Origin of the sequence: Blautia sp. DFI.3.45, from assembly GCF_020593505.1 — a bacterium.
GTDB lineage: Bacteria > Bacillota > Clostridia > Lachnospirales > Lachnospiraceae > Blautia_A > Blautia_A wexlerae.
The window spans coordinates 43,407-61,074 of sequence record NZ_JAJDMI010000010.1; the positions used below are offsets into that span (position 1 = coordinate 43,407).

A 17,668-nucleotide genomic window follows, 5' to 3' on the forward strand; every position below is an offset into this window, starting at 1 on the left:
TAATCAACCTCCTCTTTCGGGTTTTGCAACTGTTCAATCATGGACAGACAGTTACCGGATTTTATATAAAAAGAGGAACCATAACAGCTCCTCTTTTTATTTTCACACAAATCTCTGGCAGAGTTCCCCAAGTCCGGGATCTGTTGTGCCATTTCCTACGGCGTTGAATTTCCATTCACCGTTATACCTGTATATTTCCCCAAAAATCATCGCAGTCATACCTGAATAATTCTCAGTTAAATTATATTTGCACATTTCTTTATTGTTTCTGGCATCAACCAGACGGATAAATGCATTCTGGATCATTCCAAAATGCTGTTTTCTCTTTACTGCCTGATAGATATTGACAACAATGACAATCTTATCATATTCAGCCGGAACTCTTGACAGATCAATAACGATCTGCTCATCATCTCCCTCGCCTGCTCCTGTAAGATTGTCTCCCATATGATTGACTGTCCCGGATTTATGTTTCAGGTTGCCGAAATATACCAGGTCTGTTTTATCTGTAAATTTACCATTTTTCAACATGATTGCAGAAGCGTCGCAGTCGATTGCCTGATGTGATGAAGAACCAAATAATGCACCAAACAATCCACCACCGCCGGATGGCTTTGCCTCATCCCAGCCAAGTCCCACGATCACCTTTGCTAATCCTGCATGCTCCTTTGACAGATTTACCTTCTGTCCTTTCTGTAAGCTTACTGACATTTTCGTCCCTCCTGTTGCCCTCCGGCACTATTCTACGTCTACACCATAACTGTTGCACAAAGCAGCCAGACCACCCTGATAACCACTTCCAATGGCATTAAATTTCCATTCGTCACCATTCTTGTACAGTTCACCAAATACAACTGCTGTTTCAATAGAGAAATCTTCTCCAAGATCATATCTGAGGATTTCTTCTCCTGTCACTTCATTGAAGATTCTCACAAAGGCATTAGAAACCTGTCCGAAATTCTGGCGTCTTGCCTCTGCATCATAGATGGTAACTGTAAATGCAATCTTTGTGATATTGGCAGGAATCTTTGACAGATCGATCTTAATCTGCTCATCATCTCCGTCTCCGGCACCTGTAAGGTTGTCTCCCATATGCTGGACTGCTCCGGACGGATGTACAAGATTTCCATAGAATACAAAATCGTTCGAATCAGAAACCCTTCCGGAATCTGTCAGACAGAACGCTGCTGCATCCAGATCGAAATCTCCGCCTGTGTCAAAAGCATTGATATCCCATCCGATACCTACAACTACATTCTTAAGTCCCGGGTTACCTTTTGTAAGACTGACCTTCTGTCCTTTTTTTAAACTAACTGGCATATATTTTTCCTCCCATATTGTCTTATCCGCTTCGCTATACAGCTCCATACCTGATAACTGTTTAGTATTTTTACCAAACAGCCGACTGTCTCTTACATTACGCTACTTCAATACCATAATGACCGCAGAGCGCTGCAAGTCCACCTTGGAATCCGCTTCCGATGGCATTAAACTTCCACTCTCCGTTATGTCTGTAAAGTTCTCCTACAACTACTGCTGTTTCAATGGAGAAGTCCTCCCCAAGATCATAATGGATCAGTTCCACCTCATTGGATTCATCTACCAGACGGATGTAAGAGTTTGAAACCTGTCCGAAGTTCTGACGTCTTGCTTCTGCATCATAAATGGTAACTGTAAACGCAATTCTCTCAATATTCGCCGGAACCTTTGACAGATCGATCATGATCTGCTCATCATCACCTTCACCCTCACCGGTAAGGTTATCTCCCATGTGGATGACTGATTCACTGACATGCTTCAGATTGCCATAGAAAATGAATTCTTTCTCTGTAGGGCATTTTCCGTTGGCACCAAGCATAAATGCTGCTGCATCCAGGTCAAAATCCGAACCTGAATCAAAAGCGTTTACATCCCAGCCAAGTCCTACCATGATCTTCTTAAGTCCCGGATTCTTCTTTGTTAAATCTACCTTCTGTCCTTTTGATAAATTAATAGGCATATCATTCATCCTCCCTTTTTTCTGTGTTTTTATTTTCTTACCGGTGGCACATTGTATTGTTTGTTAAAATCCTGTTTGATTGCCTCCAGACGAACCTGATCCTCCTGGCGTTTCTTTCTGGCATCTTCCTGGATCCTTCTTGTCTCTTCGATTCCATTTGTAATGGTTGCCCATGTCTTCTCAAGAGTCTCAATCTGAATGGAACTTCCGGATGCCATTTTAGCTGTCATCTTCGATACATCTACTGTATTCTGGGCATTCTTAAGAAGCATCTCATTTGTTTTCTTATCCAGTTCTGCAATAGATTCTGCCTGTATCTTCTGCCTTTTCAGAAGAATTGCCTGCGCAAGTGCCTGCTTAAATACAGGAAGCGTAACGATAAACGCAGAATTGATCTTTCTCACCAGATTGTAATTGCTGAACTCCATAGTCTTTATCATGGGAATGGACTGCATTGCCACATTCTCTGCTGTTCTCAGATCCTGTGTCCTCTGTTCCAGCATCATCAGTGCCTGATTCAGACTGGTAAGTTCAAACTGAATAGACTGATCTCCCGTATTCTCCATATCCTGCTGTCTCTGGGCAATGTAGGCTTCAATCTCTTTACATGCCTGTTCTCCTGCAAGGATATATTTCACCAGTTCATGATAATAATCCACATTGGTCTTAAACATGGTATCCAGCTTTTTGTTGGACTGTTTGATTTCAGACTCATATCCTTTAAGCTGAACATAAATCTTATCAACTTCTTCGCCCATTGTGTGATACTTGGCCAGTATCTTATCCAGCTGTTTTCTGAAATTTCCGAAAAGCTTTCCGAAAAGTCCCGGATTATCCTTAATTTCATTAATGTCAAACTGATCCATGATCTTTGCCAGCGATTTAAGCATCTCGCTTGTCTCATTAAGCTGCGACATATTCATGCTGTTGAGGACCACATCAGATGCCTTGGAAATCTCCTCTGCTGCTTTCGCACCAAAAGATACAATGGTATCCATATTGTAAACTTCGATCGTGCTGACAATATCGTCCACTTCTTTTGAATTGACCAGCTCAGCATTCATCTGCTGCCTGTCAGCGACAATATCATATTTCTCCACAACTTCAATCTCATTTTTCTCCTGAAGACCATTACCGGCCTGAGCAGGATTTCCCATAGATGATTTACCGAAATCAAGTCCCATAATCTACTAACCTCTCCTGAAAAGTTTTCTCCGCCATGAGGGGCGGGTACTGTTTGTCGAAATGTTATTCAGATCCGGAACCTGCATATCGTATTTATATTCCCCGATCTGGTGCTCTTCCATCAGTTTTTCTGCAAAGTAGTTCTCCACACTCTGATAGCCTGTAGGGACAAAAAACAGAATGTCAAATCCTGCCAGGTTCAGGAATGTTACAAGAATCGAATCCTGAAGTGAAATCATCGTCTCCCCTGTATTAATATATATCAGTTTCGGATTCTTTTTTGTAAAATCAAATTTCTGGATCAGACGCAGAATCTCCTTCGGCAGATCCAGAATCTGCGCGATCACTGTATATTCTGTACCATTTTCCCCAATACCCTTTATCAGTTTCCGCTCGATCAGAAGCTGCAGCTTGTCAAGTATAAATTCCTGCATTTCCTCCCGAAGAAGATGATAAGGATATCTGGGATGATTCTTTATTTTATTCCGCAGAAGCTTTCCGTTTTTATAAAATTCTACGGCAAAGGCTTTCATTGGACCGGAGGCAGTTGGTTCAATGCACGGAGCACTTTTCACAACAACGGTATCCTCTGTGATCAGTGCTGCTATGGATTCCCAGTACTGAGAAACACTTCCATCCTTCACTCCTGAGATTTTTGAAAAAATAACCGGAATATTTACCACACCGTTAACTGTGCTGAAATTAGGTCTGTATTTCAATTCCTGATCCCACAGTAGTTTTATCTCTTCATACATGGTCTGCAGATTGATAACATTCGCCTTCACATACTGCTGATTTCTGTATATCCCACTGTCCTGATACATCAGAGTATCAAGTTCTCTTTCCGCATGATAAGCGGCTGTTCCAATCTTTACCTGAGAACTCTCTTCCGGATATTCTGTGATCGCCAGACTCTCCGGATAGTTGACCTCATACAGAAGTTTATCTTCCAGACAGCACTTAATGTTCAGATCAGGACATAAGATCAGCACATCCAGTGGCAGCCGCCCAAGGAAACTCATAAACAGAGCTTCGTTTTCATTCCGGCAGCCCCCCAGATAAATAAAGCATCCAATCTCCGGTGATTTCCAGTTTATGAACAGCTTCGGCAGATATCTTCTCATCCAGCACAGCAGATACACTGCCCTGTTTGTCAGTCTGTTAAGATTTTCCCCTTCCTTCTGAGATTCAGCCAGCATAACATCCACAAATGTTTTATGCAGGATCCGCTGAAGCTCCGGATTGGCTCCATACTGTATATTACACGCAAGTCCCAGGAGCATCTGATCTCCGGATGTGTAGTTTGACCTCTTTATCTCTGAAATTTCCTGCGGCGTTGGTCTTGGAATCTCTTTACTTACGATCACCGTATTTCTCTTTGAATTTCTCAGTTCCTGCTGCAATCTGAACAGTTCATTTGCATAAGTAAGCTTATCTTCTGCCCCGTTTATCCTGCAGAAACAGTTATAAAAAAAACGGCTGTCATTTCCCCTTAACAGAATGCTCTCGCGGATATCATCCAGGCCGTTTCCCTTTATCCATGCATTTGTACAATTTGTAAGCGAAGGTCTGATTCCATACAGTCTCTCATTGTTAAGTTCATTCTGAATCTCATCTCTGACCTTTTTCACACAATATCCCTGCGGAAATGGCTGCAAACCTTCCATCTGCAAACTGTCTGAAAGAACGGAACCCGGATCTGTTTTCAGATATCCCTGATCCCCTGCATACTGAAGCAGTACTACATCACAGCCTGCATTGGAAAGAATCGATATGAGCATTAACTCATAATTGCTTATCTGCCCTTCATATAATATTTTAGGGATATGGTTTTCTCCAAGCTGATTTACAATGCGTTCAAATTTATAATACAGCCAGCACATGAACTTGATATATGCGTTCCTGAGCATATTCTCGGTTTTCCCGGCTTTTCGCAGGGAATCCAGAGAGTCATAAATGGAGGCTGCCACATTCTGTCTCTGAAACTCATTCATCCTTGGCAGCCATTTTCTCAGACTGACATGGATAAAATCCATACTCATCTGAAAATCCATTCCCATTATTTCATTATAATATGCAAGATTCCCCTCATCGGGATTAGGTATCTTCCCTTCGATAACCACTCCGGTTCTTCTTGCTGTATCATAATATTTCTTTATAAATTCGCCGACTTCTTCAGAATATCCGTTGATACGGTAGAAATAAACACCTTTCTCCCGCCTGCTGTTCAGTTCGACAAAATAATCACTGAGGTTTTGAATTTTTTTGTGTTCCAACATATAAGTATCTCACCTTCAATATCTGCTTATCTTATTTCTGTTCATGATAAGTTCTACAGTAATTTCATAAAATAATGCGGAACCATAATTTTCTCCAAATTTTCGTATAAATTCTACCTCAAAATTGTATCATATTGCTATTTATATTTCAAGAAAATTCCCCTGTTCTTTCTATGGCTTATTCCCCTGAAATGTGCTATGATGTAGCTGCTGACTCGGTCCTTCACACTGTGATGGGCCGGATTACCTGCAGTATTTTATTGAATTTCTATAAGGTACCCTATTTACGGGAATTTTTGTAGATATGTCAGAAGGAGTGTTATGAAAAATAATGTTTTATATTACAGTGTAGGTCCATTACTCTATTGTCCTGCCAACAGAATATCCATCACTGATTCTCTGATAAATGAAAGATTCGGGAACAGATTTTCTCTTGCTCTCTGTCTTGAAGATACCATAAACGACGATCATGTTGAAGAAGCCGAGCAGATACTGATTTCTTCTCTCAGCCAGATATTCATACAGCATGAACAAAAGCCATTCTATCTGCCCAAAATATTTATCCGTGTTCGGAATCCACAGCAGATTCAGAGATTAACAAAAGCTCTTGGGCAATCCATTAAGATTGTTACCGGTTTCATCGTCCCTAAATTCAGCCCGGATAACGCACAAAGTTATATTGAGCAGATGATCCTCGTCAATGAACTTGTCGCAAAAAAGCTTTACATGATGCCTATTTACGAAAGTCCTTCCATTATAGATTTGCGAAACAGAATTGATATTCTCTATTTGTTAAGGGATTCTTTAGCCAGAATTGAAGATCTTATATTGAATATACGTGTTGGCGGAAATGATCTGTGCCATATGTTTGGGTTTCGCAGACATGCCAATGAATCTATTCACAGCATCAGACCTGTTTCAGATATTTTCTCAGATATTATCACTGTATATGGTATGGATTATGTGATTTCCGGTCCTGTATGGGAATATTATGCCGGTGACAGCTGGAAAGAAGGACTGATTCAGGAAATCCGTGAGGACAGACTTTGCGGTTTCATTGGAAAAACCGTTATCCACCCTTCACAGATCCCTGTAGTAAACAGAGCTTATCAGGTTTCACAAAATGACTACCTTGACGCACGGGCGATTTTAAACTGGAATGCTGATTCTGCTTCCCTTGTTGCAGGAAGCAAAACCAGAGAAAGAATGAATGAATATAAAACCCATCTGAACTGGGCTAAGAAAACAGTTTATCTTTCAGAAGTTTTCGGAATAACAGAATAAGTATTACCCTTCTCACGCATCCGCAAGCTTCTTAATGATTCCACAGCATTTATAATGTGTAAGTGGATAGTATTCTACAGGTGTATGTTTCTCTTCGGCAAGTCTGACAATATGCTCCAACTGAGGATTTCCCTTATATCGCTCATCGATCAGCACCTTCCAGGGAATTCTCCTCAGTAATACTCTTGTTGTCTCTCCGATCCCCGGTTTGATCAGATTAATATCGTCAATACCGAAATTCTTTCCTATATTTATTACCTCATCAATACCCTGACTTTCCACTCTTTTTTCCAGATCAGGTGTATTCTCCATATTAAATTCCTTTTCAATGGTTTCAATAAAGTCATATGACAGATCAGAATCTGTCAGTTCTCCGTAATAGACTGCCCCATGGAAATCATCTCTGCCTATTATGTCATCTCTCAGAAAAGTACGGCTGATAAGGCCGGATACTGTACTGTTCAGGCAGGAACTTGGGATCAGGATATCTTCATGTGTTCCGCAAAGCTCCGTAACATTTGCCGGATCTGCCACTACCGCTATGTCAGCAGAAACCCCTTCATATGCAGAGATATCTTTCTTCAATTCATTCAGGATCGCACCCTTGCCAATCCATCCGTCCACAAATAAAATCTGCTGCGGTCTGTACTTTTCAAGCAGATACTTCATGGCATTATCGTCAATCCCTCTTCCTCTGATAATTGAAATGGAATAATGTGGCACATTTATACCATATTTGAATTTGATGTATCGCTTCACAAGGATACCAATTGGGATTCCCGCTCTGGCAAGGGATACCAGGACAATTTTCTTTCCCTTATTCTCTATGATCTTATCTGCCAGCATTCCTACTGCATTGGCAACCGGCTTCGCATAATGTTTCAGCGCATTATGATATACCTGCATATACTGATCTGTAGGAACATATTCAACAGGCAGCATCTCGCTGTAATGTTTTCCGGACTGAATCAGTTTCTCCCGCACTTTGGCAGGCTGAGGTTCTACCAGCCCGGTAATATCCTTCAATAATAAAATCACATCTTCTTCTGAATAGGAACTTCTCAAATCAGCACCACCTTACAACTGTAATATCCTTGTTCTGCATCCGGACAGCATTTATCAGCGTTTCCTGACTCTCCTTTATTTCCGGAGAATCTGTAACAATCAATACCTTGTCATATTTTCCTATATCGTAAATAAACGTTCTCCTGTCCGGATCATATAAACTTTTCAGTTCATATCTGCTGTGAAGGGGATACTCTTTTTCCAGACTCACAGCAATGGGACTTCTTGTAGTCGAATGGCACCTTACTTCGGCTCCCTCTTTTTCCATCTTTCTTCCGATATAAAGTGCAGGGAACATAAACTCCTCAGTGCCGATCACCAGTATTCTTTTGCCAGATATATTATCAGCCATATTTCCGGTTTTCTCCCGGATTTCTCTCCACAGATTCTCACATGCTTCTTCATATTTCCCGGAATCAATCAGTCTGCGGGCATCCATCCGGTCTTTAACATAAATCGTTGTATACTCTGCGGCCTTATCCGGACATTTATAATAAAATCCGTCTCCCTTAAATGTTTCTGCTCTGTCTCCGTAAGTACTGTGATCCGTTTTTACCAGATAATACAGAGAAATCCCCTGTCTCTTATAACGTTCCAGATTCTCCTCGCTCATTCCGTTTAACAGAGATGCTACTGAATATTTAAATTTTCCGTCATACTCCCTGTCAAGAATACTGATGATATTCCGAATTGTTTTTCCGGTAGTTACTTCATCCTCGATAAATATGATCCGATCCGTCTCCGCCGCTGCTCTGTCAATATCATCTTTTACCAGCTTCTGCTCTGTGGCATGGCTGTGTTCCTCGGAAAAAAACAGATAATTCACGCCGGGAATAACTTCTCTGGTGGTCTGAATATAATCTGCCCCCACAGTAATCGCTGCCTGAGCACCTATGGCAGTTGCTGTCTCCGCAAAGCCCAACAGCAAAAGTTTTTCATCTTTGTATTTCTCCCTGAAAGTATCTGCCAGAGCAGCAAATAAATCCAGTGCCTTTGATGGCACTACCGGAATATGCTTTCCCTGAAGCGGATCCACTACCAGATAGTTTCTCTTTGTATTATTTTCCCTTTTTGCGATCTTTACTAAATCCTTCTCAGTATATTCCATCTTTACTCCTTCTACTGATATGATCTAAAAAATGCCTGCAACTTGGTCAGAGCTTTCGTCAATGCCTCTGTCTCCTCCACATTCAGGCCTTTAAGTACAGCCAGTACCATCTTCTCATGGAAATCTTTATGATGGTAATAAGCTTTCTTCCCCTGTTCTGTCAGGGAGATCAACACAACCCTTCGGTCCTCCTGACTTCTCATACGCTGGATATATCCCTTCTTTACAAGATTATTCACAGCGATCGTCAATGTACCCACAGTCACATTCAGTTCTCTGGCTACTGTTGACATATTCTTCTGTTCCCGGATACCTACTGCATTAATAATGTGCATATCATTGACGGAAATATTCTTATATTCTCCCGTAATCAATGCCCGTTCTTCCAGGTCCAGAATCTCATTAAATAAATTGACCAGTACATCATTAATTGCCTCATAATGGTTCATCCGGTTACCTCCCTCTTTTTGCTTAAGCAATTCCATATAGCATTGCTGTAGCATGTTTGTACATTCATGGTTATATTGCTACCTATTATACACTAAAATACTTTGTCTCACAAAGCATTTCTGGCAGGTTTTCAAAGAATTTCTCTCTTAATTCTTTCTTTGAACCATGAAATTTGTTATAATGAACAGATAGATTACAGTTCATACGCTCCTGTCTCATTTCCGTATGCAGTCTGCAATGAATTTGGGATACGGTACTGAGGACAGCAATACAGGCTGCAGATTGCTGTAACTGTTCAGCACTCTCACTGTTAAGAACTATTTTAGTTAAAGGGAATTTTCTATGAAAAAAAATAATATGCCACTTAATTTACGGGAGAGAATCAACTCCCGGATCAGTCTTCTGTGTTCTGTTATTGTTCTGGTTCTGCTCGTTCTGGTGATGCATCAGATGGATTACACCCTGATCCGTAAACCGCAGAAAGAAGCAGCAGAAGCAGCGGCTCTCAAGGAACAGCAGGATAAGATCAAAGCTGAAACACCTGTCATCTCCACTGCAAGTGTAATTGCTGTTGGAGATAATCTTTATCACAGCAAGCTGTATGAATCCGGCGAAAATGACTCCGGCATATGGAATTATGACCATATCTACACTCATGTTCTGGACCAGATCCAAGCTGCAGACGTAGCCATGATCGACCAGGAAACGGTTTTTGCTCCAAGCCACGATGCTGTCAGCACTTATCCTTCTTTTGCCACTCCCCAGGAAGTGGGAGATGCCATTATCAAAGCAGGGTTTGATGTAGTGGAATCTGCCACAAATCACGCCGATGATTATGGATATGACTATCTGAAAAGTACTCTGGATTTCTGGAGCACCAATTATCCGGATATTCCTGTACTTGGCATCCACGCCACCCAGGAAGATGCAGACACTGTCAAAGTAAAAGAAGTGAATGGTATTAAGATTGCTTTTCTTGACTATACATACGGCACCAATAATTCCGGTGCAGGCGAAGGATATGAGTACATGATCGATATCTTTGATAAGGATAAGATCACCACAATGATCCAGAAAGCCAAAGAAATCAGCGACTGCATCATCTTTGTGGCTCACTGGGGAACAGAAGATGAAACCATGCCAAATGAATACGAGAAACAATGGGCCGCTTTTCTGATGCAGCAGGGTGTTGATGTGATCATTGGCGGTCATCCGCATGTGCTTCAGCCTTACGGACAGCTTTCTGATGACCAAGGACACAATACCACCATATTCTACTCCCTCGGAAACTTCGTTTCCACCCAGCAGGAACTCCCGGAACTTCTGGAAGGAATGGCAAGTTTTACCATACAGAAATCAACTCTGAACGGCAAATCAACCATCCAGATCCTTTCTCCGGAAGTGAAACCTATGGTCATGCATTATGATTACGATAACGGAGAATACGGACCATATATGCTGGATGATTATACAGAAGAACTTGCTTCTTCCCACAGTGTAAGAAATGTGATCGGTGATGAGTTTACTCTCGATAACCTGAAAGCCAAATTTAAGGAAATCATGTCCATGAATGTGAAGCCTTCCACAAATACAAACCTGCTGAACGTCAAGTTTGACTGGGAGGGCAACATGATTGACAAAACTACCGGAAATGTAGTGGAAGATACAGAATCCATCCACTCCTGGGAATATCAGGCAGACACATCAGACGGAACCGAAGACTCTTCCGACGTTTCTGACAGCTCTTCAGATGAAAGTTCAGATGAAAGTTCGGATGAAAGTTCGGACGAAAGTTCAGATGAAAGTTCGGATGAAAGTTCAGATGAAAGTTCGGATGAAAATTCAGATGATTCTTCAAACGAATATGACAGTGGTTATTGATGAATTCCCAGCAGTTTCTCTGCATTCTGTCTGGTCACATCAATAACCTCCTCTGCTGTAATTCCCTTCAGTTCTGCGATTGCCTGTGCTACATAAGGCAGATTTAATGACGAATTTCTCTTACCTCTGTTTGGCTCCGGAGACATATAGGGACAGTCTGTTTCCAGGACAAGCTGAGACAGGGGTGCATACTGAACCGTCTCTTTCAGTTTCTTTGCATTCTTAAAAGTGACAACTCCGCCGATTCCCAGATACAGTCCCATTTTCAGATATTCTGCTGCAATCTCCCTGCTGTATGAAAAACAATGAATGATACCGCCATACATACCACCCTGCATATATTCTCTGACAATATTCAGAGTATCCTCGGCAGCTTCTCTGCTGTGGATCATAAACGGAAGCTTCTCTTCTCTCGCAATATCAAGCTGAGCGCGAAACATCTTCTGCTGGATCTGATGTTCCTCTTCTTCCTTATGCCAGTAATAGTCCAGCCCGATCTCACCGATTGCCACCATCTTGTCCATATGGGATAATCTGCGAATCTCATCCAGAGTCTCCTGTGTCATCTTATCTGCATCATCCGGATGGATTCCCACTGCTCCATATACAAAAGGATATTTCTCCATCAGCTTCACAGTATCCTGAAAACCGCCTACAGATGCACAGACATTCACAATCTTCTCAATCCCTCCATCGTACATAGACATAAGAAGCGCTTCCCTGTCTGTGTCAAAGGCCTCGTCATCATAGTGCGCATGTGTATCAATAATCATTTTTTCCTATCTCCTCATGTAATCTTATAGCAATTCCATAAAATAATGCAATCAAGACAGTTCAGCAGGACTTCACGCTATGATGGACTGGATTGTTTGCAGTAATTTATGGAATTGCTATAGTCCGATTAAAAAATCTGTTATAAAATTACCAGTTCATCCCCCGGATGGATCACACCGCCATGAATAACCTTCGTAAAAACTCCCTGTTTCGGCATAATGCACTCTCCCATTTTCTTAAAGATCGCACATCCGCTGTGGCATTCTTTTCCAATCTGTGTCAGCTCCAGGACTACATCATTGCACTGGAATTTCGTACCGATCGGAAGTGTGGCAAAGTCGATTCCCTGAACCACCAGGTTCTCTCCGAATGCCCCGTCTTCTACCTCTGCACCTCTGGCGCGAAAATCTTCAATCTTGTCAAAAGAGAGCAGACTTACCTGACGGTGCCATTTGCCGGCATGGGCATCACCCTCGATTCCCCAGTCCTCAATTACTTTAATCTCCGGAACACTTGTCTTCTCTATTCCCTTTCTTTCACTTGTACAAACCGCAATTACTTTTCCCATAAGATTATCCCTTTCACCTTCCTGTTTTAGTTTCAGATACTGTTTTCGTACCTGCTCTTCCGTTTATTGCCGTCAGCTTATATTCTCTGCTTTCTTATCCCTGTTATCGCCATCAGTTATCTTGCGCAGTTCCCTGCTTCCCCTGTCATGATCTCAATGCCATGTCCAAGCGCATCAATAATATACTCCAGGCTCTCTTTTACAGCTTTCGGACTTCCCGGAAGATTGATGATCAGTGTTTTTTTTCGGATACCTGCCGTAGAACGGCTGAGCATGGCGCGTTTCGTGATAGTCATACTGTACGCACGCATTGCCTCCGGAATCCCCGGTACACGTCTGTCAATAATATCCTCCGTTGCCTCCGGTGTAATATCTCTGGGTGAAAAACCGGTTCCGCCTGTTGTCAGGATCAGTTCCGCTGTGCCGCTGTCTGCAATTTCCGCCATTCTCTCTGACAACATCTTTCTGTCATCCGGCAGAACATCTTCAGACACAACCTCATATCCATTCTTCTCAACAATCTCTCGGATCGCAGGTCCGCTTAAATCCTCACGTTCTCCGCGATATCCCGTATCACTGGATGTAATAATCGCTACTCTTTTCATTTTATAAAAACCTCCCTGTCGGGCAGATAATTTTTTTCGTTATCTGCCATTCTGTATTTCCATTATACACATTTCTTTCATTTTACCCAACAAATATTTTGCAAATCGCAGAGCAATTCGTGGATATCAAAAATAAAAATCTCCACTCTTACCGCCCGTCTTTTCAACCAGATGAATATTGGACATTACCATATGCTTGTCAATTGCCTTACACATATCATAAATCGTCAGAAGCGTCACCTGAACCCCTGTCAGTGCCTCCATTTCCACACCGGTCTTGCCTTCTGTTTTCACTGTACAGAAAGCGCGGATAATTCCGTTTGTCTCATCCAGTTCATAGTCTACGGAACATTTCTGGATCGGAAGCGGATGGCACATGGGAATCAACTCAGAAGTCCTTTTCACTCCCATAATCCCCGCTACACGTGCTACTCCAAGCACATCTCCCTTTTTCACAGACCCCTCTTTCACAGCCTCCATGATTGCTTCTCCTACATGAATCTCACCTGTGGCAACTGCTGTTCTGCAAGTGACATTTTTCCCGGAAACGTCTACCATAACTGCGTTTCCATTCTCATCAAAATGATTAAAACCCTGTGACATGATCAAAATCCCCCTGTTTAAGTTTTTACAAAAAGCGAGGCTCTTATTGTACGGGAACATACAATAAAAGCCTCGCCTGTTCATCACGATACGGTTGGAGTCTTTACCCACCGAAATTGACGACACCATGAATACTCATGAGTCAGTCACTCCCCTTTATCTAAATATTAATATAGCTTTTGAGAGTGTATTTGTCAAGATAATATTCGTAAGTTTTCACACATTTTCGCTACCGTTCGCTTTGTTCTCAGTAATACAAAGATCAGCAGATTTCTGCACCTGCAGGCATTTCCTTTTCCGGTACCATCAGGGAAAGGTTTCCGTCTGCATCTTCTGCGCAGAGGATCATTCCTTCACTGAGTACACCGGCAAGTTTGGCTGGTTTCAGGTTTGTGACTACCATAACCCTCTTACCTACCATTTCTTCTGCACTGTAGTGTGCTTTGATTCCGGATACGATCTGGCGCACCTGGCTTCCGATCTGTACCTGTGAGCAGAGCAGTTTCTTTGATTTCTTTACTTCTTCACATTTGATGATCTTACCAACCTGGAACTGAAGCTTGCCGAAATCTTCAAATGTGATCTCAGGTTTTGCTTCGATATCAATTACGTCTTCTTTTTCTTCTTTTGCAGGTTCTTCTGCTTTCGGCGGATGAAGCTCTGCCACCTTTGCAAGTACCTCTTTCAGGTCAAGGCGGGCGAAAAGGATTTCCGGTTTTTCAGTTACTTTATTTCCTGACGGATAGAGGCCAAAGGTCTTAAGGTCTTCCAGTTCTCTGTCCTGTGCATTTAACTGGGCAAGGATTCTCTCTGTTGTTTCCGGCATAAAGGATTTCAGCAGAACCGCACCAATGCAGATTCCCTCAACCAGATTGTAGAGAACTGTTGCAAGACGGTCTTTTTTCTCTTCATCCTTAGCAAGAGCCCATGGCATTGTTTCGTCGATGTATTTGTTGCAGCGTTTGAAGATTGTGAATACTTCCGTCATTGCATCTGCCACGCGGAGTTTATCCATTTTTTCGTTTACTTTGGCAGGTACGGAGAGAATGAAGTTCTTCAGATCATCATCTACAGGTTCTGTAACGCCTTTGTTTTCTACCACACCGCCGAAATATTTGTTTGACATGGAAATGGTACGGTTTACAAGGTTTCCAAGGGTGTTAGCGAGTTCAGAATTGAGACGCTCTACCATCAGTTCCCATGTGATCACACCATCATTCTCGAATGGCATTTCATGAAGTACGAAGTAGCGGACTGCATCTACACCGAAGAAGTCTACCAGTTCATCTGCATAGATTACATTTCCTTTGGATTTACTCATCTTACCATCACCCTGAAGAAGCCATGGATGTCCGAATACCTGTTTCGGAAGCGGCAGATCCAGTGACATCAGGAAAATCGGCCAGTAAATTGTATGGAAACGGATGATGTCTTTACCGATCAGATGCAGGTCTGCAGGCCAGAGTTTGTTAAACTGTTCTGTGCTTTCGCCATCGCAGTCGTAGCCGATTCCTGTAATATAGTTTGTAAGGGCATCAAGCCATACATATACTACGTGTTTCGGATCAAAGTCTACCGGAATTCCCCATTTGAAGGAAGTTCTGGATACACAGAGATCCTGAAGTCCCGGGAGAAGGAAGTTGTTCATCATCTCATTTTTACGGGATTCCGGCTGGATGAAATCCGGATGTGTATTGATGTAGTCGATAAGTTTGTCAGCATATTTGCTCATTTTGAAGAAGTATGCTTCTTCTTTTGCAGGTACACATGGGCGGCCGCAGTCCGGACATTTGCCGTCTACAAGCTGGGATTCTGTAAAGAAAGATTCACATGGTGTACAATACATTCCTTCGTAGTGTCCTTTGTAGATGTCGCCTTTTGCGTACATTTTTTTGAAGATTTTTTTGACCTGTTTTTCGTGGTCTTCATCTGTGGTACGGATGAATTTGTCGTAGGATGTGTTCATCAGATCCCAGATTCTTTTGATCTCACCGGATACGTTGTCTACGAATTCTTTTGGGGTGATTCCGGCTTCTTCGGCTTTTAATTCGATTTTCTGACCATGTTCATCGGTTCCTGTCTGAAAGAATACGTCATAGCCCTGCTGACGTTTGTAGCGGGCGATGGCATCGGCAAGGACGACTTCGTAGGTGTTGCCGATATGGGGTTTGCCGGATGTGTAGGCGATGGCGGTGGTGATGTAGTATTTCTGTTTTTCCATGGTTTGTTGTCTCCTTTTTTGAATGTGGACGCTCCGTCGCAGTGTGATCCTGCCCGGAGGGCTTTTTTATGTTATAGGAACATTACAGAGTAATTTCCTATAACATAAAAAACGTCTCCTCAGATTATCTGAGAAGACGAGTATTACCCGTGTTACCACTTCTGTTCGTTTCCGGGCTCACGCGGGGAAACCTTAGGAGGTACGTTGTGATACCTCTACGCTGTAACAGGCGTGCCTGTCGCTGCCTAAAGCTGTTGGCTCTCAGCAGTGCCTCTCGGAAGCCATCTTCAACCTGCTCCTTGCATATCCCTCTCAGCCTTTGAATCTGTGATATGTGATCCATGGGGATTTCTCTGTAATACGGTCTGCGGATCTACTCTCTTCTTCAATGAGTTTGTGTTATTTCATGACAGCACTCCGCTCTATGATCGTGGAACGCTGTTAGCTATAGGAAATAGTTATCTCCTGTTATAGGGAAAATATAGCACATTTTGGTGGATTTGTAAACCCACATTGAAGTTGTCGCTTTTATAGATCTGATGTCTTATCAAGAAGTTCCTTTACTCCTTTTAGTGCTACATCAATTTTCCGTTCTTCCAGATGGTAATTTAATACATAACGAGTTCTTGCCTCCCACAGGGAAAACATTTCACTATGGTCTTCTATATATTCTGTCACCAAAAGGTCTGCACCATTCTCTTTTCCTATTCGCAGTAACTGATCTATATCATGTGTTTTAGGGTATTCAATTCCTGACATCTCTAACTGATATTTCAGATTCAGTTCTACTGCTTGCTGTAAATGATAACCAATGTAATTTAAATATGCTTCGTCACTCCCCATTTGATTACGAATCATAACAGCAACATTATAATTGCTTATCGATTTATCCAGCAATGTCTCGCTCATATACGGTAACTCCTTTCTTTGTTATTTCTTCATACATACGGGAATCCACCGTATAGTTTGTCCATATATCATACATAAATGACAGTGTTTCTTTAAAAGTAATTTTCTGATCCTGTTTCAGTACAATGTAAAAATCCACATCACTTCCCATGTGACATGTATCCTGTACACTTGATCCAAATACAACTATTTTTTCCACATTAGAGTCTTCTTTTATATTATTTATCATTTGTTTTACTTTTTTCTGTTGTATAGGATATATCTTTTCACAATTTTCAAATGGATCTTGAATACATACTCTCCATTCTTTTTTTTGATCTGCTGTTTTTCTTTTGTAAAAAAGTGGAACTGTTCTTGTCTTAGTCATATAGGCTCCCCCTTTTTTGAAAGTATTTTATTTGTAATATTATATCCTGTATTTGTTTTGTGTACAAGAGTTGTAAAATAGATTTTCCAAACTATGTTACTGTTCACTCCGTTCACAGTAACGTAGCCAAAATTCATTCCAGATTGCCTGCGGCAATGGAATTTTGGCTTGTATGTCTCGGGATTTTGGCATATTCATGCCAAAACACCTCGCGGGACAGTGTTGTGTAAACAGTAACCAAACTATAACAATTCTATAAAATAATAATTTTATATCTTGACAATTTCAATCCAATATTGTATAGTATCAATATCAGTAATGATTATCGTTATTGAACAGATTATAACTGCAACTATCCTGAACAGTTATG

17 protein-coding genes are annotated in these 17,668 nt (G+C 41.7%); 2 read left to right on the plus strand and 15 right to left on the minus strand.

Features of this window, described 5'->3' with window-relative positions; genetic code table 11:
* Positions 1 to 102 precede the first annotated feature (102 nt).
* The 5 genes from LJE09_RS05690 to LJE09_RS05710 all read right to left on the minus strand — a co-directional run bounded on the left by LJE09_RS05690 (position 103) and on the right by LJE09_RS05710 (position 5,463).
* Positions 103 to 711, minus strand: coding sequence for a TerD family protein (locus LJE09_RS05690; protein WP_008705352.1), 609 nt, complete (start codon positions 709 to 711; stop codon positions 103 to 105).
* A 27-nt stretch (positions 712 to 738) separates the two neighbouring features.
* Positions 739 to 1,320, minus strand: a complete 582-nt coding sequence (locus tag LJE09_RS05695; protein WP_008705353.1) for a TerD family protein — start codon at positions 1,318 to 1,320, stop codon at positions 739 to 741.
* Positions 1,321 to 1,417: 97 nt separating this feature from the next.
* Positions 1,418 to 1,999 carry a TerD family protein gene (locus LJE09_RS05700; RefSeq protein WP_008705354.1) on the minus strand — a complete coding sequence of 194 codons (582 nt, stop codon included), beginning with the start codon at positions 1,997 to 1,999 and terminating at the stop codon, positions 1,418 to 1,420.
* 29 nt (positions 2,000 to 2,028) lie between these two features.
* Positions 2,029 to 3,183 (minus strand): toxic anion resistance protein, encoded by a 1,155-nt coding sequence (locus tag LJE09_RS05705; RefSeq protein ID WP_020993224.1) that lies wholly within the window; start codon positions 3,181 to 3,183, stop codon positions 2,029 to 2,031.
* Positions 3,184 to 3,189: 6 nt separating this feature from the next.
* Positions 3,190 to 5,463: a YceG family protein gene (locus LJE09_RS05710; protein WP_025578292.1), complete on the minus strand. Its 2,274-nt coding sequence runs from the start codon at positions 5,461 to 5,463 to the stop codon at positions 3,190 to 3,192.
* Positions 5,464 to 5,784: 321 nt separating this feature from the next.
* On the opposite strand from LJE09_RS05710, the gene LJE09_RS05715 reads away from it, so the two are divergent.
* Entirely contained in the window at positions 5,785 to 6,747 is a 963-nt protein-coding gene (locus LJE09_RS05715; protein WP_118566924.1) for an HpcH/HpaI aldolase/citrate lyase family protein, read from the plus strand.
* A gap of 12 nt (positions 6,748 to 6,759) precedes the next feature.
* Here LJE09_RS05715 and LJE09_RS05720 read toward each other — a convergent pair whose 3' ends face one another.
* From LJE09_RS05720 to LJE09_RS05730, 3 genes are read right to left on the minus strand one after another with little or no spacing between them, the layout of a single operon-like run.
* Positions 6,760 to 7,812, minus strand: a complete 1,053-nt coding sequence (locus LJE09_RS05720; protein WP_008705360.1) for a cysteine protease StiP family protein — start codon at positions 7,810 to 7,812, stop codon at positions 6,760 to 6,762.
* Position 7,813: 1 nt separating this feature from the next.
* Positions 7,814 to 8,920, minus strand: a complete 1,107-nt coding sequence (locus tag LJE09_RS05725) for a phosphoribosyltransferase domain-containing protein (RefSeq protein ID WP_118614348.1) — start codon at positions 8,918 to 8,920, stop codon at positions 7,814 to 7,816.
* 11 nt (positions 8,921 to 8,931) lie between these two features.
* On the minus strand, positions 8,932 to 9,369 hold the full coding sequence (locus LJE09_RS05730) for a MarR family winged helix-turn-helix transcriptional regulator (RefSeq protein ID WP_022380519.1): 438 nt from the start codon (positions 9,367 to 9,369) through the stop codon (positions 8,932 to 8,934).
* 343 nt (positions 9,370 to 9,712) lie between these two features.
* On the opposite strand from LJE09_RS05730, the gene LJE09_RS05735 reads away from it, so the two are divergent.
* Positions 9,713 to 11,251 carry a CapA family protein gene (locus LJE09_RS05735; protein WP_173700973.1) on the plus strand — a complete coding sequence of 513 codons (1,539 nt, stop codon included), beginning with the start codon at positions 9,713 to 9,715 and terminating at the stop codon, positions 11,249 to 11,251.
* Here the strand turns inward: LJE09_RS05735 and LJE09_RS05740 are convergent.
* The 7 genes from LJE09_RS05740 to LJE09_RS05770 form a co-directional block, all read right to left on the minus strand.
* A complete protein-coding gene (locus LJE09_RS05740) occupies positions 11,245 to 12,024 on the minus strand; it encodes a TatD family hydrolase (protein ID WP_055151843.1) in 780 nt (259 codons plus the stop codon). The genes LJE09_RS05735 and LJE09_RS05740 overlap by 7 nt on opposite strands.
* 140 nt (positions 12,025 to 12,164) lie before the next feature.
* Positions 12,165 to 12,593 carry an MOSC domain-containing protein gene (locus LJE09_RS05745; RefSeq protein WP_055151846.1) on the minus strand — a complete coding sequence of 143 codons (429 nt, stop codon included), beginning with the start codon at positions 12,591 to 12,593 and terminating at the stop codon, positions 12,165 to 12,167.
* A 116-nt stretch (positions 12,594 to 12,709) separates the two neighbouring features.
* The gene (locus LJE09_RS05750; RefSeq protein WP_022379966.1) at positions 12,710 to 13,198 is read right to left on the minus strand and encodes a MogA/MoaB family molybdenum cofactor biosynthesis protein; all 489 of its coding nucleotides are present in this window, start codon (positions 13,196 to 13,198) and stop codon (positions 12,710 to 12,712) included.
* Positions 13,199 to 13,324: 126 nt separating this feature from the next.
* Complete coding sequence (gene moaC, locus LJE09_RS05755; RefSeq protein ID WP_118614352.1) at positions 13,325 to 13,801, minus strand: cyclic pyranopterin monophosphate synthase MoaC; 477 nt, start codon at positions 13,799 to 13,801, stop codon at positions 13,325 to 13,327.
* 262 nt (positions 13,802 to 14,063) lie between these two features.
* Complete coding sequence (gene metG / locus LJE09_RS05760) at positions 14,064 to 16,046, minus strand: methionine--tRNA ligase (protein WP_081017142.1); 1,983 nt, start codon at positions 16,044 to 16,046, stop codon at positions 14,064 to 14,066.
* A 504-nt stretch (positions 16,047 to 16,550) separates the two neighbouring features.
* Positions 16,551 to 16,931: a HEPN domain-containing protein gene (locus tag LJE09_RS05765; RefSeq protein ID WP_118330465.1), complete on the minus strand. Its 381-nt coding sequence runs from the start codon at positions 16,929 to 16,931 to the stop codon at positions 16,551 to 16,553.
* A complete protein-coding gene (locus LJE09_RS05770) occupies positions 16,909 to 17,298 on the minus strand; it encodes a nucleotidyltransferase domain-containing protein (RefSeq protein WP_118330464.1) in 390 nt (129 codons plus the stop codon). Before LJE09_RS05770 ends, LJE09_RS05765 begins: the two co-directional genes overlap by 23 nt.
* Between the last annotated feature and the right edge of the window lie 370 nt (positions 17,299 to 17,668).